This is a genomic window from Janthinobacterium sp., from assembly GCF_009923995.1.
Lineage (GTDB): Bacteria > Pseudomonadota > Gammaproteobacteria > Burkholderiales > Burkholderiaceae_D > Janthinobacterium.
Genome location: NZ_RFSK01000003.1, coordinates 53,031 through 74,411 on the forward strand (window position 1 = coordinate 53,031; position 21,381 = coordinate 74,411).

General features: G+C 66.4%; 17 protein-coding genes and 2 tRNA genes. 9 read left to right on the plus strand and 10 right to left on the minus strand.

Annotated features, from left to right (window positions below; all coding sequences use genetic code 11):
• From EBS11_RS02235 to EBS11_RS02250, 4 genes are all read left to right on the plus strand, one after another.
• The gene (locus EBS11_RS02235; protein ID WP_290600217.1) at positions 1 to 3,222 is read left to right on the plus strand and encodes an efflux RND transporter permease subunit; all 3,222 of its coding nucleotides are present in this window, start codon (positions 1 to 3) and stop codon (positions 3,220 to 3,222) included.
• 224 nt (positions 3,223 to 3,446) lie between these two features.
• On the plus strand, positions 3,447 to 4,952 hold the full coding sequence (locus EBS11_RS02240) for an efflux transporter outer membrane subunit (protein ID WP_290600219.1): 1,506 nt from the start codon (positions 3,447 to 3,449) through the stop codon (positions 4,950 to 4,952).
• A 33-nt stretch (positions 4,953 to 4,985) separates the two neighbouring features.
• Positions 4,986 to 6,152, plus strand: coding sequence for an efflux RND transporter periplasmic adaptor subunit (locus tag EBS11_RS02245; protein WP_290600221.1), 1,167 nt, complete (start codon positions 4,986 to 4,988; stop codon positions 6,150 to 6,152).
• A gap of 9 nt (positions 6,153 to 6,161) precedes the next feature.
• Positions 6,162 to 9,230 carry an efflux RND transporter permease subunit gene (locus EBS11_RS02250; protein ID WP_290600222.1) on the plus strand — a complete coding sequence of 1,023 codons (3,069 nt, stop codon included), beginning with the start codon at positions 6,162 to 6,164 and terminating at the stop codon, positions 9,228 to 9,230.
• Positions 9,231 to 9,617: 387 nt separating this feature from the next.
• On the opposite strand, the gene EBS11_RS02255 is transcribed toward EBS11_RS02250, so the two are convergent.
• From EBS11_RS02255 to EBS11_RS02265, 3 genes are all read right to left on the minus strand, one after another.
• A complete protein-coding gene (locus EBS11_RS02255) occupies positions 9,618 to 9,971 on the minus strand; it encodes a hypothetical protein (protein ID WP_290600224.1) in 354 nt (117 codons plus the stop codon).
• A gap of 501 nt (positions 9,972 to 10,472) precedes the next feature.
• Complete coding sequence (locus tag EBS11_RS02260) at positions 10,473 to 11,237, minus strand: histidine phosphatase family protein (RefSeq protein WP_290600225.1); 765 nt, start codon at positions 11,235 to 11,237, stop codon at positions 10,473 to 10,475.
• Positions 11,238 to 11,323: 86 nt separating this feature from the next.
• The gene (locus EBS11_RS02265) at positions 11,324 to 12,724 is read right to left on the minus strand and encodes a cation:dicarboxylase symporter family transporter (protein WP_290600227.1); all 1,401 of its coding nucleotides are present in this window, start codon (positions 12,722 to 12,724) and stop codon (positions 11,324 to 11,326) included.
• A 267-nt stretch (positions 12,725 to 12,991) separates the two neighbouring features.
• Here EBS11_RS02265 and EBS11_RS02270 point away from each other — a divergent pair, with 267 nt between their 5' ends.
• The 3 genes from EBS11_RS02270 (at position 12,992) to EBS11_RS02280 (ending at position 14,375) form a co-directional block, all read left to right on the plus strand.
• Positions 12,992 to 13,369, plus strand: coding sequence for a nuclear transport factor 2 family protein (locus EBS11_RS02270; protein ID WP_290600230.1), 378 nt, complete (start codon positions 12,992 to 12,994; stop codon positions 13,367 to 13,369).
• A gap of 12 nt (positions 13,370 to 13,381) precedes the next feature.
• Positions 13,382 to 13,771 carry a hypothetical protein gene (locus tag EBS11_RS02275; protein ID WP_290600232.1) on the plus strand — a complete coding sequence of 130 codons (390 nt, stop codon included), beginning with the start codon at positions 13,382 to 13,384 and terminating at the stop codon, positions 13,769 to 13,771.
• Between the two features lie 130 nt (positions 13,772 to 13,901).
• Positions 13,902 to 14,375 carry a hypothetical protein gene (locus tag EBS11_RS02280; RefSeq protein ID WP_290600233.1) on the plus strand — a complete coding sequence of 158 codons (474 nt, stop codon included), beginning with the start codon at positions 13,902 to 13,904 and terminating at the stop codon, positions 14,373 to 14,375.
• A 29-nt stretch (positions 14,376 to 14,404) separates the two neighbouring features.
• Here EBS11_RS02280 and EBS11_RS02285 read toward each other — a convergent pair whose 3' ends face one another.
• Complete coding sequence (locus EBS11_RS02285; protein WP_290600235.1) at positions 14,405 to 15,295, minus strand: LysR family transcriptional regulator; 891 nt, start codon at positions 15,293 to 15,295, stop codon at positions 14,405 to 14,407.
• Between the two features lie 203 nt (positions 15,296 to 15,498).
• Between EBS11_RS02285 and EBS11_RS02290 the strand changes: the two genes are divergently transcribed.
• Positions 15,499 to 16,467 carry an aromatic alcohol reductase gene (locus EBS11_RS02290; protein ID WP_290600236.1) on the plus strand — a complete coding sequence of 323 codons (969 nt, stop codon included), beginning with the start codon at positions 15,499 to 15,501 and terminating at the stop codon, positions 16,465 to 16,467.
• A gap of 43 nt (positions 16,468 to 16,510) precedes the next feature.
• On the opposite strand, the gene EBS11_RS02295 is transcribed toward EBS11_RS02290, so the two are convergent.
• Complete coding sequence (locus EBS11_RS02295) at positions 16,511 to 17,116, minus strand: YigZ family protein (protein ID WP_290600238.1); 606 nt, start codon at positions 17,114 to 17,116, stop codon at positions 16,511 to 16,513.
• 136 nt (positions 17,117 to 17,252) lie between these two features.
• Here EBS11_RS02295 and EBS11_RS02300 point away from each other — a divergent pair, with 136 nt between their 5' ends.
• Positions 17,253 to 18,179 carry a LysR substrate-binding domain-containing protein gene (locus EBS11_RS02300; protein WP_290600239.1) on the plus strand — a complete coding sequence of 309 codons (927 nt, stop codon included), beginning with the start codon at positions 17,253 to 17,255 and terminating at the stop codon, positions 18,177 to 18,179.
• A 36-nt stretch (positions 18,180 to 18,215) separates the two neighbouring features.
• On the opposite strand, the gene EBS11_RS02305 is transcribed toward EBS11_RS02300, so the two are convergent.
• The 5 genes from EBS11_RS02305 to EBS11_RS02325 all read right to left on the minus strand — a co-directional run bounded on the left by EBS11_RS02305 (position 18,216) and on the right by EBS11_RS02325 (position 21,319).
• Complete coding sequence (locus EBS11_RS02305; protein ID WP_290600240.1) at positions 18,216 to 19,205, minus strand: LLM class oxidoreductase; 990 nt, start codon at positions 19,203 to 19,205, stop codon at positions 18,216 to 18,218.
• Positions 19,206 to 19,222: 17 nt separating this feature from the next.
• A complete protein-coding gene (locus EBS11_RS02310) occupies positions 19,223 to 19,711 on the minus strand; it encodes a nuclear transport factor 2 family protein (protein WP_290600241.1) in 489 nt (162 codons plus the stop codon).
• Positions 19,712 to 19,774: 63 nt separating this feature from the next.
• The gene (locus EBS11_RS02315; protein WP_290600242.1) at positions 19,775 to 20,881 is read right to left on the minus strand and encodes an alkene reductase; all 1,107 of its coding nucleotides are present in this window, start codon (positions 20,879 to 20,881) and stop codon (positions 19,775 to 19,777) included.
• Between the two features lie 217 nt (positions 20,882 to 21,098).
• A tRNA-Lys gene (locus EBS11_RS02320) sits at positions 21,099 to 21,174 on the minus strand.
• A gap of 69 nt (positions 21,175 to 21,243) precedes the next feature.
• A tRNA-Lys gene (locus EBS11_RS02325) sits at positions 21,244 to 21,319 on the minus strand.
• Positions 21,320 to 21,381 lie beyond the last annotated feature (62 nt).

Sequence of the window (21,381 nt, forward strand, 5' to 3'; positions counted from 1 at the left end):
ATGTTCCTGTCCGATTTCAGTATCAAGCGGCCCACCGCCACCATCGTCCTGATCCTGGCGATGATGTGCGTCGGCTTGCTGGCGCTCAAGAAACTGCGCGTCAACCAGAATCCCGACGTCGAAGTGCCGTTCATCGTCGTCAGCATTCCCTATCCTGGCGCCTCGCCCGACACGGTCGAGCGCGAAGTGGTCAACCGCCTGGAAAAGTCCCTGCAGAGCATTTCCGGCGTGACGGAGATCAACAGCGACTCGAACGAAGGCTCGGCCAGCATCTTCCTGAAGTTTTCCTTCAAGACGAACCTGATCGAGGCGTCCGACGACATCCGCAACGCCATCGCCGCCGTGCGCTACAAGCTGCCGCTGGAGATGCGCGAGCCTATCCTGCAGCGCATCGACCCCGGTGCCGAGCCGATCATGCAGCTGGCCCTGTCGTCCAATTCGCAAAGCCACGCGGAAATCTCGCGCCTGGCCGAGGACGTGCTGTCGGACCGCTTCCGCGCCGTCGATGGCGTGGCGCTGGTGAACGTGGGCGGCTCGCTGAAGCGCGAACTGTCCGTGCTGCTGCGCGCGGAAAAGTTGCGTGAGTACAATGTTTCCGTCAGCGATGTCGTCACCGCCCTGCGCAACCAGAACACGAATGCGCCCGTGGGCAAGGTGCGCGGCACCCTGGACGAGAAAAGCATCCGCCTCGTGGGCCGCATCGAGTCGCCGTCCGACTTCGAGCAGGTGGTGATCAAGCGCCGCGGCGAGGAAATCGTGCGCCTGGCGCAAGTGGCGACCATCCAGGACGGCTTTGCCGAAATCAACAGCCTGAGCGTGCGCAGCGGCAAGCCGAACGTGGGGATCTCGATCACCCGCGTGCGCGACGCGTCCACCGTCAGCGTGGCCAACAAGATCCGCGACATGGTGGCGGAGATCAACAAGACCTTGCCGAAAGGCACGATCCTGCAAGTGACGCGCGACGGCGGCGAAAACGCCCAGCATAGCCTGAACAACGTGATCGAATCGCTGGTGCTGGGCGCCGTGCTGACCATCTTCGTCGTGTACGCCTTCCTGAACTCGTGGCGCTCGACCCTGATCACGGCGCTGAGCCTGCCGACGTCCGTCATCGCCGCCTTCATCGCCGTGTGGCTGTGCGGCTTTACCCTGAACTTCATGACCCTGCTGGGCCTGTCGCTGGCCATCGGCGTGCTGATCGATGACGCCATCGTAGTGCGCGAAAACATCGTGCGCCACATGCAGATGGGCAAGGACCGCCGCACGGCGGCGCTGGAAGGCACGGCCGAGATCGGCATGGCCGTGGCCGCCACGACCTTCTCCATCATCGCCGTCTTCATCCCCGTCGCCTTCATGCCCGGTATCTCCGGCGAATGGTTCCGTCCCTTTGCCTTGACGGTGACGTGCTCGGTGCTCGTCAGCCTGGGCATCTCGTTCACGCTCGACCCCATGCTGTCGGCCTACTGGGGCGACCCCGTCGAGGAACACTCGGCGCCGAAAAAAGGCCTGGGCCGCGTGCTGGAGAAATTCAACCACTGGTTCGACCACCAGGCGGACCGCTACGGCCACGTCATCGCCTGGGCCCTGCACCACCGCCGCTGGATGGCCGTCATCGCCTTCGGCAGCCTGGTGGGCGCCATCGCCCTGCACGTCTGGCAAGGCGGCACGAGCTTCCTGCCGGCCTCCGATTCGGGCAACCTGATGATCAACGTGCGCACGCCATCGTCGAGCAGCATCGAGTATTCGCGCCTGAAGCTGGAAGCGGCGGCCGTGCTGGCACGCACCTTGCCTGAAACCAAGGACACCAACAGTTCCATCAATGCGGGCGGCGGCCGCGTGTATGTCGACATCGGCAAGCGCAACACCCGCAAGCGTTCGGCCAAGGAAATCGCCACGGAACTGCGCGAGAAGATGTCGCGCCTGGTGGGCGCCGAATACGTGGTGCTCGACGACCTCAGCAATGGTGCGCAAAAGCCCATCCAGGTGGAATTCACGGGTCCTGATTCGCGCAAGCTGATGGAAATCACCAACGCCTACATGGACAAGCTGCGTGCCATTCCCGGCGCCGTCGATGTCGGCCTGTCCGAGCAGGACCCGAAGAACGAGCTGAAGATCGAACTGAACCGTGGCCTGGCCAACTCGATGGGCATTTCCGTCAATGACGCGGCGCAATCGCTGCGCGTGGCCTTTGCGGGCGTGGAAGTGGGCGACTGGGTCGATCCGACGGGCGAAACGCGCGATGTGGCCGTGCGCCTACATCCCGATGACCGCGTGGCCTCCGAGAACATCGAGCGCCTGCCGATCAGCGTGACGGGCACGTCGCAAATGGTGCCGCTGGACCAGATTGCTACCATTACCATGGGCAAGGGACCTTCCGGCATCGAGCACAAGAACGGCAAGCGCACGATCACCGTCTCGGCCAATGCGCAAGGCCGCTCGAATGGCGAAGTGACGAGCGACGCCATGAAACTGGCCAAGTCCATCGACTTCCCGCCCGGCTACGGCCTGGCGCTGGGCGGTGCCGGCCAGGACCAGCAGGAACTGTTCACGGAAATGCTGATCGCGCTGGTGATGGGTATCGGTTTGATGTATTTGATCCTGGTCATGCAGTTTGGTTCCTTCACGGCGCCGGTGGCCGTCATGATGTCCTTGCCGCTGAGCCTGATCGGCGTGGTGGTGGCGCTGGTGATTACCGAGAACACCCTCAACCTGATGAGTTTTATCGGCATCATCATGCTCATGGGGCTGGTCGCCAAGAACGCCATCCTGCTGCTGGACGCGGCGCGCAAGCGCGAGGAAGAGGGGCACGGCCGCGAGGATGCCTTGATGTATGCGGGCCGCATGCGCCTGCGCCCCATCCTGATGACGACGTTCGCGCTGATCGCCGGCATGTTCCCCGTGGCGCTGGGCCTGGGCGAGGGCGGTGAATTCTACCGTCCGCTGGCGATCGCCATCATCGGCGGCACCATCACCTCGACCATCCTGACCCTGCTGGTGGTGCCGACCTTCTACGACAGCATCGAGATCGCCCGCGATGGCGCCGTGGCCAAGTTCCACCGCCGCGCCGCGCGCATGCACGTGGCCTTCGCCCTCGTCCTGACGCTGATCGAGTGCGTGCTGACCCTGCTGATGGTGCGTTTCGTCTACCGCATGCTGAAGCTCGTCGTGCTGTACCTGATGGGCCGCCGCACGCCTGCGGCCGCGCCGGTCGGCCTGCAGAAGTAAGTCAGGCAGCCCCGGCTGCGCAGCACTTGTGCCAAGTCAAAGAGCCTTCTTCGGAAGGCTCTTTTTACGTCAGGTGCTCTACAATCGTAGAACGGGTGGCGGCGCAGCCGGGCCGCTGCCGGCGTGTCTTCGCGAGCTGCAGGCGGCGTGGATGTTGCCTGCTTGGCTGGCTCGATTTGCTCAACTTGGTCACTTGTAGTCTTGCAAGGTATTGGACAAGAATCATGCTCTCCAGCATACGGCAGCCCAGCCCCGGCATCCTCCTGGCATGCCTGCTGGCCGGCTGCGCCGTCGGGCCGGATTTCCAGCGTCCTGCCGCCCCGCAGACGGGCGACAGCTACACGCCGGCACCCATGCCGGCGCAGACGGCTTCGGCCCCTGGCCTCGGGGGACAGGCGCAGCGCCTGGTGTCGGGCCAGGATATCCCCGGGCAATGGTGGTCGCTGTTCCAGTCGCCGGCCCTGGACCGGCTGGTGCGCGATGCCCTGGCGCGCAGCCCGGGCGTGGCATCCGCCCAGGCGGCCCTGCGCCAGGCCGATGAAAACTATCGGGCCCTGTCCGGCAGCCTGCTGTATCCGGCCGTGAACGCCCAGTTGGGCGCCAGCCGCGAAAAGACCAGCCGCCTGGAGGGCGCGGGCGGGGTCTTCACTTTGTACAATGCTTCGGTGAATGTGTCGTATGCCCTGGACGTGTTCGGCGGCAACAAGCGCCAGCTGGAGGGCTTGCAGGCACTGGCCGATTACCAGCAGTATCAGCTGGAAGCGGCCTGGCTGGCCCTGACGGCCAACCTGGTGACGACGGCCATCCGCGAAGCGTCCCTGCGGGGCCAACTGCAGGCGACGCGGGAAGTGCTCGACGCGCAGCAGCAACAGCTCGACCTCATCGAGCAGCAATTCCGCTTCGGGGCCATCCCCCGCGCGACGGTCCTGCTCCAGCGCAACACCGTGGCGCAGACGCGCGCCACCCTGCCGCCCCTGGAGAAAGCCCTGGCCCTGACGCGCCACCAGCTTTCCGTGTATGCGGGCCGGCTGCCCGGCGAACCGGGCATGCCCGAATTCGACCTGGCGTCGCTGCGCCTGCCGCTGGACTTGCCCGTCTCCCTGCCGTCGGCCCTCGTGCACCAGCGGCCCGACATCCGCGCCAGCGAGGCGCTGCTGCACCAGGCCAGCGCGCAGATCGGCGTGGCCACGGCGAACCAGTATCCGCAAGTCACCCTGACGGGCAACTATGGCTCGCTGGCCACCAGCCTGCCCGGCCTGCTGCACGGCGGTTCCGCCGTCTGGGGCGTGGCGGCCGGACTGGCCCAGCCCCTCTTCAATGGCGGCGCCCTGAGCGCCAGGCGGCGCGCCGCCATCGCCGCCTACGACGGGGCGGCGGCCGGGTACCGCGCCACCGTGCTGGGCGCGTTCCAGAACGTGGCCGACAGCCTGCGGGCGCTCGAGGCGGACGCCGCCGCGCTGCAGCAGCAGGCCGAGGTGGCGGCGCTGGCCGGCGAATCGCTGGCGCTGAGCACGCAGCAATACAAGCTGGGCGCCATCAGTTACCTGAGCCTGCTGGACGTGCAGCGTACCTACCAGCAGGCCAGGGTGGGCCTGGTGCAGGCGCAGGCGGCGCGCTTTGCCGACAGCGCCGCGCTGTTCCAGGCGCTGGGCGGCGGCTGGTGGAACCGGCCCGCGCTGGAGACGGTCAGCGCCACGACGGCCTTGCCCGTGAGGGCGGACACGGACTGACTTTCGGACGCCGCAATAACAGGGGGTGCATCCATGACGAAACGCACGAAGCGCATGTTCATCATGCTGGGGGCGGTGGCGCTGCTGATTGCCTTGCTGGCGCTGGGGTTCTTCCTGCATATCCGGCAGCTGATGGCCAGCGCGCCCAAGCCGGCGCCGCAGACCGTCTCGGCCACCATCATCCGCAAGGTCGACTGGCAGCCGCACCTGTCGTCCGTAGGCACCCTGGTGGCCGTGCGCGGCGTCGACGTGACGAGCGAAATCGCGGGCCTCGTCAGGACCATCCATTTCAAGTCGGGCCAGGATGTGGCGGCCGGGCAGCTGCTGGTGCAGCTGAATGCCGATGCCGATATCGCGCAGCTGCGCGCGCTGGAGGCGGCGGCCGAACTGGCCGCTTCCGTGCTCCGGCGCGACCAGCAGCAATTTGCCGTCCAGGCCATCAGCCAGGCCCAGGTCGACAGCGACGAGGCCGACCTGAAAAGCAAGCAGGCGCTGGCCGGCCAGCAGGCGGCGCTGGTGGCAAAGAAAACCATCCGCGCGCCGTTTGCGGGCAGGCTCGGCATTACCACCGTCAATCCGGGCCAGTACCTGAATCCCGGCGACAAGATCGTCACCCTGCAAACCATCGATCCCATCTATGTGGACTTCTATATTCCGCAAAAGCAGCTGAGCGGGCTGCAGGTGGGGCAAGTGCTGGCCCTGTCCAGCGACGCCTATGCGCAAACGGCCTTCGCCGGCAAGGTCAGCGCCATCAGCTCCAAGGTCGATCCCGCCACGCGCAACGTGCAGGTCGAGGCCACGGTGGCCAATCCCAAACGGCAGTTGCTACCGGGAATGTTTGCCAACGTGCACGTGGAGGTGGGCGCCAGGCAGTCCTACCTGACCTTGCCGCAGACGGCCATCACCTACAACCCGTATGGCTCCACCGTCTTCGTCGTGCAGCCGGCGCAGCAGTCTCCCCAGGCCCCCGGAACCGCCGCGGCGGCGCCGCCGCCCAAGGCGGGCGACCTGGTGGTGCGGCAAGTCTTCGTGACGACGGGCGAGACGCGGGGCGACCAGGTGGCCGTGCTGACGGGCCTCGCCGAGGGACAGCAGGTCGTCACCAGCGGGCAGATCAAGCTCAAGAACGGCAGCCCCGTGGTGATCAGCAACGTCGTCGAGCCGCGCGACAACCCGCGGCCCACCCCGCAGGAACACTGAGGCGCCGCCATGAATTTCACCGATATCTTTATCCGCCGGCCCGTGCTGGCGATGGTGGTGAGCCTGCTGCTGGTGGTGCTGGGATTGCGTTCCCTGTTCAGCCTGCCGATCAACCAGTATCCGAAGACGCAGAACGCGGTGGTGACCATTTCCACCACCTACTACGGGGCCGATGCGCAGACGGTGGCCGGTTTCATCACGCAGCCGCTGGAATCGGCCATCGCGCAGGCGCAGGGCATCGATTACCTGTCCTCGTCGAGCAGCAGTGGCGTGTCGACCATCACGGCCACCCTGCGCCTCAATTACGATGCGAACCGGGCTTTGACGGAAATCAATACCCAGGTCAGTTCCGTGCGCAACCAGCTGCCGGCGCAGGCCCAGGCGCCCGTGCTGACGGTGCAGACGGGGCAGACGACGGATGCCATGTACCTGGGCTTTTACAGCAAGACCTTGCCGACGAATAATGTGACGGATTACCTCAGCCGCGTCGTCAAGCCCAAGCTCGACTCCATCAGCGGCGTGCAGACGGCCGAACTGCTGGGCGCGCGCCTGTTCGCCCTGCGCGCCTGGCTCGATGCGGACAAGATGGCCGCCTTCGGCGTGACGGCGGCCGACGTCAGCACGGCGCTGGGCAACAACAACTACCTGGCGGCGCTCGGTTCCAGCAAGGGGCAGATGGTGACCATTCCCCTGACGGCGGGCACGGACCTGCATTCGGTGGACGAATTCAGGCAGCTCGTCGTCAAGCGCAGCGGCGACTCCATCGTGCGCCTGCAAGACCTGGCCACGGTCGTGCTGGGATCGGAAAACTATGACTTCAACGTGGCCTTCAGCGGCGTGCGTTCCGTCTTCATCGGCATCAAGGTGGCGCCGGAAGCGAATATCCTCGACGTGGCCCAGCGCGTGCGCGCCGCCTTTCCCGACATCCGCTCGCAGTTGCCGGCGGGGCTGACGGGCGAGATCGTGTATGACTCGACCTTCTTCATCAATACCTCCATCCGTGAAGTCATCAAGACCCTGGTCGAGGCGCTGCTGATCGTCACCATCGTCATCTTCCTGTTCCTGGGCAGCCTGCGGGCCGTCATCGTGCCCGTGATCGCCATGCCGCTGTCCCTCGTCGGCACGTTCGCCGTCATGCTGGCGCTCGGCTACTCCATCAATCTGCTGACCCTGCTGGCCATCGTGTTGGCCATCGGCCTCGTGGTCGACGACGCCATCATCGTGGTGGAAAACGTCGACCGCCACATGAAGCTGGGCCAGCCGCCGCTGCAGGCCAGCCTGCTGGCGGCGCGCGAGCTGGGCAGCCCGATCCTGGCCATGACGGTGGTGCTCATCGCCGTCTACGTGCCCATCGGCTTCCAGGGCGGCCTGACGGGCGCGCTGTTCACGGAGTTCGCCTTCACCCTGGCCGGCGCCGTGGCTGTCTCGGGCATCGTGGCCCTGAGCCTGTCGCCCATGATGTGTTCGCGCTTTTTCCGTCCGGAACAGGACAGCGGGCGCTTCGTGCAAGCCATCGACCGTGTCTTCGGCAAGGTCCATGAGCGCTACCGGCGCATCCTGCACAGCCTGCTCGACACCTGGCTGGTGCTGGTCGTGATGGCGGCCCTGCTGATGCTGGTACTGGGGCTGATGTTCAGGATGGCGCAGTCCGAACTGGCGCCCGAGGAAGACCAGGGCGTCGTGCTGTCGCAGGTGGTGGGCGACCCGACGGCCACCTCGGACCAGATGCAGACCTATGCCGAGCAGATTTACCAGGTGGCCAGGGGCATGCCGGAATACAGCCAGATGTTCCAGATCACGGGCGTGCCGACTGTCAACTCCGGCTTTGGCGGCATGCTGATGACGCCGTGGAATGCGCGCACGCGCAGCGCCCAGCAGGTGCAGCAGGACTTGCAGGCGGGCTGGAACAGGATCGCCGGCGCGCGCGTGGCCGCCTTCCAGTTTCCCGCCTTGCCCGGCTCTTCGGGCTTGCCCGTGCAATTCGTCATCACCACCACGGAGCCGTTTGAAAACCTCAACACCGTCGCGCAGCAGGTGCTCGACAAGGCGCGCGCGTCGGGCAAGTTCTATTTCATCGACACGGACTTGAAGATTGACAAGCCGCAAGCGACCGTCGTGGTCGACCGCGACAACGTGGCCGCGCTGGGCATGACGCAGCAGGACGTGGGCGCGGCCCTGGGGGCGGCGCTGGGCGGCGGCTACGTCAATTACTTTTCCATCGCCGGACGCTCGTACAAGGTGATCCCGCAGGTGCTGCAGGTGGACCGCCTGAATCCGTCTGCAGTGCTCGACTTCCATATCCGCACGCCCGACGGCGCCATGCTGCCGGCCAGCACCGTGGCGCACATCCGCTACGATGTCGTGCCCGAATCGATCAACCGCTTCCAGCAGCTCAATTCCGCCACCCTGTCCGGCGTGTCCGGTGCGTCGCAGGGCGAAGTGCTGGCATTCATGCGGCAAGCCGTGGCCGAGGCGGCGCCCAGCGGCTACACGGTCGATTATGCGGGCCAGTCGCGCCAGTTCGTGCAGGAATCAGGCGGCTTCGTCGTCACCATGCTGTTTGCCGTCGTCATCGTCTTCCTGGCGCTGGCGGCGCAGTTCGAGAGTTTCCGCGACCCCGTCGTGATCCTCGTCTCCGTGCCGCTGGCCCTGTTTGGCGCCACCATGTTCATCTTCCTGGGTTTTGCCTCGATCAACATTTACACGGAGGTGGGCCTGGTGACCCTGATGGGGCTGATCAGCAAGCACGGCATCCTGATCGTGGAAGTGGCCAACCAGCTGCAAAAGGCGGGCAGGAGCAAGCGCGAGGCGGTGGAAGAGGCTGCCACCGTGCGCCTGCGCCCCATCCTGATGACGACGGCCGCCATGGTGTTTGGCGTGCTGCCGCTCGTGATCGCCTCTGGCGCGGGCGCGGCCGGGCGCCACGCGATGGGGCTGGTGATTTTCACGGGTTTGTCCATCGGCACCCTGTTTACCCTGTTCGTCGTGCCGGCCATGTACCTGTTCCTTGCCGCCGATCACCAGGCCCTGCGTGCCGGCGCGGCGGACAGCGCGACGGAGGAAGTGCTGGCGCACTGATCGCCGGCCGCCGCCGCGCGGGCGTCGCCGCGTGGAAGACGCCTCGTGCCTGAGGCATGCTCGGGACGCGGCCGAGACATGGCAGCGCCGTGGTGCGCGCGGGCGGAACGGTGAGGGTGAAGTGAGGTAGGTAAGGTAGGTGAGGTGAGGTGAGGTGAGGTGAGGGTGAACTAAAGTGAGGTGAGGGGGGAATGAAGTGAAGTGAAGTGAAGTGAAGTGAAATGAAGTGGGATGCGGGAGGTGCGGGCAGATGCGAAGGCCGGGCGCGCGGGCGCTGCGGCTGGGTACAGCGGAAAGCCTCCGCGGGAAGGCTTTCCGTGGTCGATGCCTTGCAGGCCTTCCGCCATGGCGGCGGGCCGCTGCAGGGGCGCTGCTTCAGCGGCAGTGTCAGCTGCTGCGGGGCGGCGGCGTGGTGGTGCCGGTGCCGGTACCTGGCGTGGTGCTGCTGGCGGGCGGCACGGCGGGGGGCGTGGTCGTGCCGTCGGGATTGGTGGTGCTGCCCGGTACGGTGCCCGATGGCGTGGCGGGCGGGGTACTGTCGGGTGTCATGCCGCCGCCCGTGCCCGAGGTGCCGGAAGTGCCGCTGGTGCCGGGCGTCGTGGCCGGCGTGGCATCGGGCGTGGCGGCAGGGGTGGCCGGCGCGGTACTGGTGTCATTGTGCTTGTTGCAGCCGCCCAGCAGCGCGCACACGATGGCGCTGCCGAGGACAAGCCTGCTGGTGTTCAGGAATGGGGCCGTCATGATGGATCCTTTCTCGTTGGAAAGCTGTCGTGAAAGTTCGGATGAGAGTCCGGGCATCGCCGGGCCGCCCGCCCGGATGGCATGACGGGCAGCCGTAGCAATGCTGGCATCGCTTGCAAAAATTAGAGTAGGCAGGCGCGCGCAGGTTCACCGGATTTACAAATCAGCAGAGGAGGATGAGGGGAGCGACCATCCCCTTTGACCTGGCGCAAGCGCACCCCGCGAACGACAAGCGCCGCCGGGGAAAGCGCCCGGACGACACGCCATGCCCATCGCGGAATGCCTCCGCTGGCTGCCCCGTCCGCGTCCGCTCCGACGGCGCTGCCTGGCGACCAGGTTTTCCTCGGGGAGGGCGTCAGCTAGGCGTGGCGGCCCGGCCTACACCGGCCAGGTGTGGCGCGGCCTGGCCCGGCCTGGCGCGGCGCGGCCCGGTATGGCCACACCACGCCTGGCGTGGCGAGGCGAGGCGCAGGCCGGCACGCGGCCAGGCTGCCAGCGGGGCTAGGACTTGGGCGCGGCCGGCATGTCGGGCTGGGCGGTGACGGGCGTGCCGGCCGCTTCCAGCGGCGCAACGAAGTTGCACAGGTCCAGCTGCAGCTTGCCCTGCCTGCCCAGGGCCGGGTTGAAGGCGTACGAGGTGATGCCGCAGTTGGGCACGTCGGCGGCCCGGTCGATGGCGAGGATGGCTTGCTCGTCGCAGCGCTCCAGCAGGTAGCGGAAGCAGTTGACGATGACCTGGTGGCCGACGACCAGCACCCGTTCTCCCCGGTATTCGCGCGTGATGGTGTCGAGCACGCTGCGTAGGCGCAGGATGACGTCGCACCAGCTTTCGCCACCGGGCGGGCGAAAATAGAACTTGCCCACGTGCTGGCGCTGTTCGTACAGTTCCGGGTATTTGCTGGCGATGCCATGCACGGTCAGGCGGTCGAGGATGCCGAATTCCTTTTCGCGCAGGCGCTCGTCGGCCACGACGGCGGTCAGGCTGTCCCCGTCCAGCCGCGCCAGCACGGCCTGCGCCGTCTGGCGCGCGCGCACGTAGGGCGAATACAGCACGACGGTCGGTCGTTGTTCAGGGGGGAGGGTGGCGAACCAGTCGCCCAGCGCCTGCGCCTGGCGCGCACCGAGGCTGGAGAGGGGGACATCGACATCGCGCTCGGCGATGGCGATGGATAACTGTTTTTCCGCTTCGGCGGCGTCGCGCGCCACGTTGCCGGCACTCTGGCCGTGACGCACGATCCAGATCTGCTGCGGCCATTTCTGTTCCATCGTCTCGCGCCTTCCTCTGTATTTGTTGTGAATCAATATAGAGGAAAGCGGCCAGGCGCGGCGCGCCGCTGCCTAGCGTGCGGCGGTCAGGCCGTGTGTTCCGCCTCGTCCAGGTCGGGCGCGTCGTCGCTGTTGTAGACGGCCAGGTCGGTCTCGCCCATGACGCGGCTGGCGACGGTGCCGGCCGTGATGGAGCCGCTCACGTTCAGGGCCGTGCGGCCCATGTCGATCAGCGGTTCGACGGAGATCAGCAAGCCGGCCAGGGCGACGGGCAGATCCATCGCCGACAGCACGATCAGGGCGGCGAACGTGGCGCCGCCGCCCACGCCGGCCACGCCGACGGAACCGATGGTGATGATGGCCAGCAAGGGCAGCAGGAAGCTGATGGTGAACGGGTCGACGCCGACGGTGGGGGCGATCATCACGGCCAGCATGGCGGGATAGATGCCGGCGCAGCCGTTCTGGCCGATGGTCGAGCCGAACGAGGCGGCGAAGTTGGCGATGCCTTCCGGCGTGCCCAGGCGCTGGGTCTGCGTCTGCACGCTCATCGGGATGGAACCGGCACTGGTGCGCGACGTGAAGGCGAAGGCCAGCACGGGGAAGACTTTCTTGACGAAGCGCAGCGGGTTCAGGCCCGTGCCGGCGATGATGGCCAGGTGCACGAGGAACATCAGGATCAGGGCGCTGTAGGAGGCCACGACGAAGTTGATCAATTTCAGAATGTCCGTGTAGCTCGACGAGGCCACCACTTCAAACATCAGCGCGAAGACGCCATACGGCGTCAGGCGCAGCACCAGGGTGACCATGCGCATGACGATGGCGTGTGCGACTTTCATGAAGCTTTCGAAAGAAGCGAAGATTTCCGGCTTCTTGGCGGCGATGCCCGTGGCCGAGATGCCGATGAAGATGGAGAACACGACCACGGCGATGGTCGACGTCTTGCGCGCACCCGTCATGTCGAGGAAGGGGTTGGTCGGCACGAAACTGACCAGCAGTTTCGGCAGGGACAGGGCTTTCGCCGTTTCCAGCGAGCCTTGCAGCTGCACGCCGCGCGCCACTTCGGCGGCGCTCGACGTCAGGCCCACGGCCGTCAGGCCGAACAGCTTGGCCATCAGGATGCCCAGCGCGGCGGCGATGGTGGTGGTGATGAGCAGGGTGCCGATGGTCAGCGCGCTGATCTTGCCCAGCGAACTCGCATCCTTGAGTTTCAGGATGGCGGAGATGATGGAGACCATGATCAGCGGCATGATGATCATCTGCAGCAGCTTCACGTAGCCGCTGCCGACGATGTCGATGTACTCATTGGTGCCGGCGATGACGGGCGAGCCGGCGCCGTAGAAGGCCTGCACGGCCGCGCCCAGCAGCACGCCCAGGCCCAGGCCCGTGAACACGCGCACGGTGAACGTGGCGTGATGTCGTTGCTGGCGGAACATGAAGGCGAAGACGATCAGCGCAACGAGCAGGTTCAGAATGATGTTAATTGCCATGAGAGGGCCTTATCTTGGTTTTATTCGAGACTGCAGTGAGCATTCCAACATTGCTACAGGTGACAGCTGCCCCAGCCCGGGGCGGAAGGGCAAGCACTGTACAGTACTATGCTGGCGTTCTGCACAATACCGCTGCGAATATTACGCTATATGAATATGCTCCACAGGCATAAGTCTTCCGGATGATTGTGAAACGGGCGATTTCATGCCAGCATGCCAGCTTTGCCCGTTTGACCACGCCGTGCCAGACGACCGATAAGGAAGACCATGAATGCATTAACTGAAGTACAAGTACTGGACGCGGAAGAGCGCCTGCGCCTGGCCATGATGGCCTCCGACGTGGCCGCGCTGGCGCTCCTGCTGGCCGATGACCTGCTGTTTACGAATCACCTGGGCCACTTGCTGAGCAAGCATGCGGACCTGGCCGCGCACGAGCAGCGCCTGCTCACCATCACCGAGCTGCGCGCGTCCGAGCGCCATGTGCGCATCACGGGCAGCGTGGCCGTGGTCTCCGTGCGCATGCACCTGACGGGCAGCTACCATGACGTGGAAACGCAGGGCGACTTCCGTTTTACGCGCGTGTGGGCGCAGGATGGGGCCGGCGCGCTGCAGGTGGTCGCCGCCCATTCCGGCGTCGTGGCATAGGGGGCAGAGCGAGTGGATCATCGTTCCAAAGGACAGCTGGTCGAAGCTGTCATCGCCGCCGGCCCCGCCACCCTGGCCATCGCGGCCGGCTATCCCGTGCTGCTGTACAACCTGATGCGCACCTGGGCCGACGCGCCCGGCGCCAACGGGCTGGCCGCCGTGCTGCTGACGGGCGGCCTGTGGGCCTTGCTGGAATTCTGGCGCATCGCCCTGGCCACCGTGGCGCGCAAGGCGTATGCGTTCACCTGGCGTTTCTGGCTGGCCATCGCCGCCTTCCTTGCCTGCTTCGCGCGTTTCGCGCCGGACATGCCGGCGGGCCTGGTCCTGCTGTTACTGGTGCTGCCGGCGCTGGCCTGGACCCATTTCATTTTGTTGCAGCTCAAACGCCCGCGCGGCGTCTGAGTTTCGCACAAGCAATGCCAGCCGTGGCAAGATCGTCATGCCACGGCCGCCCGCTATCGATATAATCATTTCCCACATGCATGGCAAACGGCATGCCTGGCGTAACTTCTCTTATTTTGAAAGAATTTCGATGAAAGCTCTCTTTTTGCTGCTGTTCGTATCGGGTGCGGCCCTGGCCGATGACGCTGCCATGTTGCAATGCCGTTCGCTGGCCGATGTGCCCAGCCGCGTGAAATGCTATGACGCCATCCCACTGGGTGCCGCCGCGCCTGTCGCCGCTGCCGTGGCCGCTCCCGCCGCCGTGCCGACGGCGCAGCAGCGCGAGCAGAGTTTTGGCATGGAAATGGTGAAGGTGCCCAAGGCCGCCGAGCCGGAAGAAGGCAAATCGATCAGCAGCACCATCGCCGGCAAGTTCGATGGCTGGAGCGGCAATGAATTGATCAAATTGAGCAATGGCCAGGTGTGGCGCATCGTCGACGGCAGCTCCGCCGTGCTGGCGCCGCTGACCAATCCCAAGGTGACGGTCGAACGCAATTTCATCGGCACCTTCTTCCTGAAGATCGAAGGGACGAACAATTCGCCCAAAGTGCGCCGCGTGCAGTAAATGCCTGCCGCACGGGGCGCGGGCAGGCATCAGTGCTGCGCGTCCATATTGCGCAGCAGCTCGCTTATCCAGTCGATGAAGGAGCGCACGGCCGGCGACAGGTGCCGGTTTTGCGGATACAGGACCGACAGCGGCACGACCGGCCCCCGGTACTGCTGCAGCACGGGCACCAGCTGCCCGGCGCGCACATGCGGCGCCGCCAGGAAGCTGGCGATGCGTATCAGCCCCAGTCCTTCCAGGCCGCAAGTGATATAGGCATCCGTATCGTTGACGGCCAGGCTGCCGCGCAAGGTGATGGCGCGCTCCTCGCCGTCGACGATGAAATGCCAGGCCAGCGGCCGCCCCGTATGTCCTGAATGAAATTCCACCGCCTGGTGCTGTGCCAGCTCCTCCAGCGAGCGGGGCGCGCCATGCCGTTCCAGGTAGGCGGGCGAGGCGCACGTCACCCATGCGAAGCCGCCGATGCGGCGCGCCACCAGCAAGGCCGACAATTCCGGCACGCCCGCGCGCACCACGCAGTCGACGCCTGCCTGCAGCAGGTCGACGGGGCGGTCGCCCAGGGTCAGCACGAGATCGATGTCCGGGTAGCGGGCCTGGAAGGTCTGGATGGCGGGCAAGACTACCTGCCGCGCGAACGAGGACGTCATGTCCACGCGCAAGATGCCCCGCGGCGTGGCCGTGCCGTTCGACAAGGCGCTGTCGACGCGTTTGAGCTCGCTCAATATGCGCTGGCAATGGTCGTAATACACGTCGCCGTCCTGGGTCAGGCTCAGCTGTCGCGTCGTGCGCTGCAGCAGCCGCACGCCCAGCAAGGCTTCCAGGTCCTGGATCGAGCGGCTGACGGTGGAGCGCGGGATCGACAGATTCCTGGCCGCGCCGGCAAAGCTGCGCGCTTCCACGACGCGCGAGAAAATCTGCATGCCCCGTATCCTGTCCACCGCCGCTCCCGTGTCTGCTGTTGAGAATCGATTATCCCATTTTTCGCAATTCTGAAGGCAAGCCGCGCCCGCTTATGGGGGAGGCGTCTCCTGCCTATACTGCCCTGCATCCCGGCATTCCTGTGCATACCCGCTGGCTGTGCCGAAAAATGGATCAATCCCCCACTGAACGGAAGGAAGCAAGCATGTCCCCTCATTCCCATGAATTGCCTCACGGCGCCATCCTCGTGCTCGGTGCCGGCGAACTCGGCATGGCGGTGCTGCGCCACCTGGCGCCGCGCTGCCAGGCACTGGCCAGGCCGCTCGCCGTGCTGGTGTCGCCCCGCTCGCTGCAGGCGCCGGACTCCGCGCAGGCGCGCAGGCAGGCGGAACTGCGCGCCATGGGCGTGCGCCTGCTGCCCTTCGACCTGCAGGGCGGCAGCGAGGCGGCACTGGCCGCGCTGCTGCAGCCCTTCGACACGGTACTCAACTGCACGGGTTTCGTGGCGGGGCCGGGCACCCAGACGAGGATCACGGGCGCCGTGCTGGCCGCCGGCGTGCGCCGCTATTTTCCCTGGCAGTTCGGCGTCGATTACGACGTCGTCGGCACGGGCAGCGGGCAGCCCGTGTTCGACGAACAATATGCCGTGCGCCAGCAGCTGCGCGCGCAGTCGGCCACCGCATGGGTGATCGTCTCGACGGGCATGTTTACCAGTTTCCTGTTCGAGCCGCTATTCTGCCTGGTGGATTTCGGCGGCGACGTGGTGCGCGCACTGGGCAGCTGGGAGACGCGGCTGACGGTGACCACGCCGGACGATATCGGCCGCCTCACCAGCGCCATCGTGCTGGAAACGCCCGCCATCCGCGACCGGGTGGTGTACGTGGCCGGCGACACGCTCTCGTATGGCCGGCTGGCGGAGATCGTGGAAGAGGTGACGGGACGCCCTTTCCGCCGCGAACTGCTGACGCCGGAGCGGCTGGCCGCCGACCTTGCCGGACAGCCCGGCGATGGCATGGCGCGCTACCGCATCGCCTTTGCGCGCGGCGACGGCATGTGGTGGGACAAGGAAAATACCTACAACGCGCAGCGCGGCATCGCCACGGTGGACGTGCGGACCTGGCTGCATGCGCACGGCGGCCTCTGGCATTCCCGCGGCACGCCGCCGGGCGCGTGAAGGGTGCGTGATGGGCGCGTGAAGGGTGCGATGCAGGGCGCCTTCAGTCCTGCGTTTCTTCTTCCGCCTTCAGCCAGGCGATGCGCCCGTTGCCCGCCTCGTCCAGGTGGGACAGCAGGGCGGTGGCCGCCGTTTCCGGCAGGCTGAAGTCGAACAGCACGGCGTCGCCGTGCGCCACGTTCAGCAGGGTGGCGCCGGCCCCGTCGAGCTCGCGGCGCAGCATGCCTTCCATCGCATACGGCACCGTGCAGCGCAGGGACCGTTGGCGTACGATGGCCGTCTTTTCCGCCTGCAGCAGCGCCTGCGCCACGCTGTCCGTGTAGGCGCGCACGAGGCCGCCCGCGCCCAGCTTGATGCCGCCAAAGTAGCGCACGACGGTGGCCAGCACGCCTTCGAGGTCCTGGTGGCGCAGCACGTCGAGCATGGGCCGCCCGGCCGTGCCGCTCGGCTCGCCATCATCGACGGCAGCCGACTGCCCGCCCGCCAGCAGCGCCCAGCACACGTGACAGGCACCCGGATGCTGCGCCTTCAAGTCATTGACCACCTGCTGCGCGCTGGCGCGGTCCGTCATCGGCTGCACGCAGCCGATGAAACGGCTTTTCTTGATGATCAGTTCGCTGTGGACGGGGGCGGCAATGGTAAACGGCATGGCGGGGATGAAAGCGGGCAAAGCAGCATGATAGAGGAAATGCGCCCGGCCGCGACCGTCGAGGGGGAGATTGCGTATCTCAGGGATATAATTGACTCACCTGATTTTCAATCATTCCCTCTATTTCATAATTCCTATGCACAATGACGACCGCTTCGATGGCATCCATGACTTCGTGATGACGGTGAAACTGGGCAGCTTTGCCGCCGCCGCGGCCGCGCAAGGCGTGACGGCGTCGGGCGTGGGCAAGAGCGTGTCGCGGCTGGAAGCGCGCCTGGGCACCAAGCTGCTGCACCGTACCACGCGCCGCCTGACCCTCACCCCCGAGGGGCGCACGTATTACGACATGTGCGTGCAGATGCTGGAAGACCTGGAGGCAACGGAACACGGCCTGATCGTCGGCCAGCAAGTGCCCACGGGACGCCTGCGCGTGGACGTGCCGGCCGCGTTTGGCCGCCGCCACATCCTGCCCACCTTGCTGGAACTGGCCGCGCGCCACGCGGGCATCGAGCTGGCCGTGACCTTCACGGACCGCACCGTCAACCTGGTCGAGGAGGGCATCGACCTGGCCGTGCGCATCGGCGCGCTGAACAACGACGCCGACCTGGTGGCACGCCAGCTGGGCACGCAGCGGCTGCTGATCTGCGCCGCCCCGTCCTACCTGGCGCAGCACGGCACGCCGCAGGTGCGCGGCGAGTTGAGCCAGCACGACTGCATCGTGGGCTGGCGCCGGCAAGGGCCGGCCACCTGGCTGCTGCGCGAGGAAGACGGCACCTCCACCGAGCAGACGATCCGCGTGCGCCATGCCTTGCGCGATGGCGAGGCGATGCTGGCGGCCACCGTAGCGGGCGCCGGCCTGTGCCAGCTGCCCACCTGGCTGATCGATGCGCACCTGGCGTCGGGCCAGCTGCTGCCCGTGCTGCAGCAGCATGCGGGCGGCGAAATGCCCATCCACGCCGTGTGGCCGGCCACGCGCTATGTCAAGCCCCGTTTGCGCGTGGCCATCGATGCGCTGGTGGCGCTGGCCGCCGCGCCGAATCCCGTGTTTCATCCGGCGGCTTGACCTGGCTCAATCCGCGTCCATCGGCCGCTATCCGCGTCAATCGGCATTAAATAGGGGCAGCACATGCTCGGCCATCTCCGCGATGACCTCTTCGGCGGGGCGCTGCGACGGCTTCATGTTCAGCGCCACGTGGCTCACGCCCAGCGCGCGCTGCGCCTGCCAGCGTTCGATCAGGGCATGGCGGCCGATGCGCACCACATTGTAGTAGCGCCGCGGCGGCGCGTCCGGGTCCTTGTCCAGGTCGAAGAAGGTGGCGTAGCCATAGGGCGGCGGCGTCCTGTCGCCCGCATGCAGGCGCAGGCTGGCCAGGATGTCGCCGATCGCCTGGGCATCGTCGACGGACCAGATCCACGCGTCGACGTTGCGCGCCAGCCAGTCGATGGGCTGGCGCGAGCGGCCCACGGCCAGCATGGGCAGGTGGCGGCGCACGGGTTTCGGTACCAGGTCCAGGCTGCCGTCCAGGGTGCCGTAATGCCGCGTCGTGGCGGCCGGGAATGACTGTCCGCCCAGCTGGCGCAGCAGGGCGAAGGCTTCGCGGTAGCGCTCGTCGCGGTTGTCGAAATCGGCGCCGAAGGCCGGATATTCGCCGGGCCGGTCGCCCGTCGACAGGCCGAGCAGGAAGCGCCCGCCGCTCAGCTGATCCACCGAGGCCGCCTGCTTGGCGACGATGACGGGATCGCGCAAGGGCAGCACGATGCCGGCCGTGCCGATGCTGATGCGTTTCGTGACGGAGGCCAGGAAGCCTGCATACACGAAGGGATCGAAGACCTGCCCCGCGTCGCCGAATGCCGGATCGAGGAAGGGCACGTCGCGCAGCCAGATGCTGGCAAAGCCCGCGTCGTCGACGAGCCTGGCCATGCGCTCGTGGTCCCGCATGGTGGGCAGCGGTGAGCCGGGGTAGGCTTCCAGCGGCGCGATCAGGCCGAAGGTCAGCTTGCCCGGACTGAACACGCGCCGGAACGGGGCGTGCTGCGCCAGGCTGGCCGGCGCGGGCGCCGGGGTCTCGTGGTGCTGTCGCAAATCCATGATGTCGTTCCTTTCGCTTATGCGGCCGTCGTCGCCGGCAGTTCCAGCTTGTCGCCGGGCTGGCCGCCGCCGCCATTGCGCGCGGGCCAGACGATGTCGAGCTGCGAGCGGCTGATGTACCAGCGGCCGTCGATGCGGCGGTATTCGTCCGCATACGCGCCCAGCAAAATCCACGGGTCGCGCTGCTCCGGCTGGCGCGTGTGCAGGTCGATCAGGTAGCAGCGCCCCTGCGCCGTGTCCCCGTCGAGCAGCTCCACCCAGTGGTTCGTCACGGCGTGCAGGAAGGGATAGCTGCCATGGCGCTCGGTGTCGTAGTCGTCGAAGGCTTGCTGCAGGCCGGCGCGGATGGCTTCCCGTCCGCGCCATTCGCCCAGCCCCGCGTTGCAGACGGCGTCCGGCGCGAACAGGTCGGCCAGTTCGCCGATGCGGTTGCTGTCCAATAAATGGCTGTAGCGGATGCGCAGGTTTTTGATCGCTTCCAGGTCCAGCAGTGTTTGCATATTCATCGTGTGTCCTTTCAAATGGTTGGCGGAAGTGCGGGCCAAAGAGCGGGCCAAAGAACGGGCCGCTTACTGCGGCGCCGCCGCAAAGGCGGGGTAGTCCGTATAGCCCTTGGCGCCGTGCGGGCCGTAGAAGGTGGCGCGCTCGGCCTGTGCCAGCGGCCAGCCGTGGCGCAGGCGCTCGACCAGGTCCGGGTTGGCGATGAACGGACGGCCGAAGGCGGCCAGGTCGATGCGCCCCTCCTGCAATGCCGCTTCCGCGCTGTCCCCGTCGAAGCCGCCCGCCGAGATCAGGGTGCCCCGGTAGGCGCGGCGGAACTCGGCCGCGAAGCCGGCGGGTATCGGCGTCTGCCCCAGGGTCAGCTGGTCGCTCGTGTGCACGTAGGCGAGGCCGCGTGCATTCAAGGCTTCGGCCAGGGCCAGCCAGGTGGCCGCTTCGTCGTCGAAGGGCGGCATGTCGTACAGGCGGCCGAATGGCGAGATGCGCACGCCGACGCGCTGCGCGCCCACTTCCGCACTCAGGGCGTCGATGGTGTCGAGGATCAGCCGCAGACGCTTGGCGATCGTGCCGCCATACGCGTCGTCGCGCGTGTTGAGGGCGCCGTTGATGAATTGTTCGAACAGGTAGCCGTTGGCGCCATGCAGCTCGATGCCGTCGAAGCCGGCCGCCATGGCGCGCCGCGCGGCCAGCACGAAGTCCTGAATGACGCGGGGGATTTCAGCGGCGTCCAGGGCGCGCGGCGCGCTGGCGGGCACTTGCCCGGCCACGCCCGGCGACACCCAGGCAAAGGCGGGCGAATTGTCCGCGCGGCGGGCCACGGACGACACGGGCGCGGCGCCACCGGCCTGCAGCGAGGTGTGCGACAGGCGGCCCACATGCCACAGCTGGGCAAAGATACGCCCGCCCCGTGCATGCACGGCGTCGCACACCTGGCGCCAGCCTTCCTGCTGCGCATCCGTGTACAGGCCGGGCACGAACAGGAAGCCCGTGCCTTCGCGGCTGACGGGGATGCCTTCGCTGATGATCAGCCCGGCAGACGCGCGCTGGGCGTAGTACAGGGCCGTCTGCGCGTCCGGCACGCCATCGGTGGCGCGCGAGCGCGTCATGGGCGCCATGACGATGCGGTTGGGCAGGGTCAGTCCCGCCAGGTCATACGGAGTGTAGAGTTTTTTCATAGCCAGTCCTTTCGGTCAAATACGGTGCGTGATGCGGGCGCAGGCATTGCCCGTGCCGCCATGCCGCCCATTGTATTTATGAACTGGAAAAAGATAATCTGGCTTTTGTTCCATGGACTCGATCCTGTGAGGATTGAATCAGGGAGGAGTGCGAAGGGAAGGGGCTGGAAAACAAAAAAGCCCACGAACCGGAATTCGTGGGCTTCTCTGATGTATTTGGTAGGCCGTGCGGGATTCGAACCTGCGACCAACGGATTAAAAGTCCGCTGCTCTACCAGCTGAGCTAACGACCCAAAAACTTTACAACAACTGCGGTAACGCTGTGCCGTATCAACATGCTTGCCATGCCGACGGCTGAATCTTGGTAGGCCGTGCGGGATTCGAACCTGCGACCAACGGATTAAAAGTCCGCTGCTCTACCAGCTGAGCTAACGACCCAAGGGCGGCTATTATGACGGCCAACGGCGGTTTTGGGAAGGGCTGGACGGCGCATGCATGGA

What these genes read in the sequence shown, in the direction of transcription:
- EBS11_RS02300 (WP_290600239.1), top strand. Translation starts at nt 17,253, where the DNA reads ATGCACAATGACGACCGCTTCGATGGCATCCATGACTTCGTGATGACG.
- EBS11_RS02245 (WP_290600221.1), top strand. Translation starts at nt 4,986, where the DNA reads ATGACGAAACGCACGAAGCGCATGTTCATCATGCTGGGGGCGGTGGCG.
- EBS11_RS02250 (WP_290600222.1), top strand. Translation starts at nt 6,162, where the DNA reads ATGAATTTCACCGATATCTTTATCCGCCGGCCCGTGCTGGCGATGGTG.
- EBS11_RS02260 (WP_290600225.1), bottom strand. Translation starts at nt 11,237, where the DNA reads ATGGAACAGAAATGGCCGCAGCAGATCTGGATCGTGCGTCACGGCCAG.
- EBS11_RS02270 (WP_290600230.1), top strand. Translation starts at nt 12,992, where the DNA reads ATGAATGCATTAACTGAAGTACAAGTACTGGACGCGGAAGAGCGCCTG.
- EBS11_RS02290 (WP_290600236.1), top strand. Translation starts at nt 15,499, where the DNA reads ATGTCCCCTCATTCCCATGAATTGCCTCACGGCGCCATCCTCGTGCTC.
- EBS11_RS02295 (WP_290600238.1), bottom strand. Translation starts at nt 17,116, where the DNA reads ATGCCGTTTACCATTGCCGCCCCCGTCCACAGCGAACTGATCATCAAG.
- EBS11_RS02280 (WP_290600233.1), top strand. Translation starts at nt 13,902, where the DNA reads ATGAAAGCTCTCTTTTTGCTGCTGTTCGTATCGGGTGCGGCCCTGGCC.
- EBS11_RS02235 (WP_290600217.1), top strand. Translation starts at nt 1, where the DNA reads ATGTTCCTGTCCGATTTCAGTATCAAGCGGCCCACCGCCACCATCGTC.
- EBS11_RS02305 (WP_290600240.1), bottom strand. Translation starts at nt 19,205, where the DNA reads ATGGATTTGCGACAGCACCACGAGACCCCGGCGCCCGCGCCGGCCAGC.
- EBS11_RS02255 (WP_290600224.1), bottom strand. Translation starts at nt 9,971, where the DNA reads ATGACGGCCCCATTCCTGAACACCAGCAGGCTTGTCCTCGGCAGCGCC.
- EBS11_RS02240 (WP_290600219.1), top strand. Translation starts at nt 3,447, where the DNA reads ATGCTCTCCAGCATACGGCAGCCCAGCCCCGGCATCCTCCTGGCATGC.
- EBS11_RS02315 (WP_290600242.1), bottom strand. Translation starts at nt 20,881, where the DNA reads ATGAAAAAACTCTACACTCCGTATGACCTGGCGGGACTGACCCTGCCC.
- EBS11_RS02265 (WP_290600227.1), bottom strand. Translation starts at nt 12,724, where the DNA reads ATGGCAATTAACATCATTCTGAACCTGCTCGTTGCGCTGATCGTCTTC.
- EBS11_RS02285 (WP_290600235.1), bottom strand. Translation starts at nt 15,295, where the DNA reads ATGCAGATTTTCTCGCGCGTCGTGGAAGCGCGCAGCTTTGCCGGCGCG.
- EBS11_RS02310 (WP_290600241.1), bottom strand. Translation starts at nt 19,711, where the DNA reads ATGAATATGCAAACACTGCTGGACCTGGAAGCGATCAAAAACCTGCGC.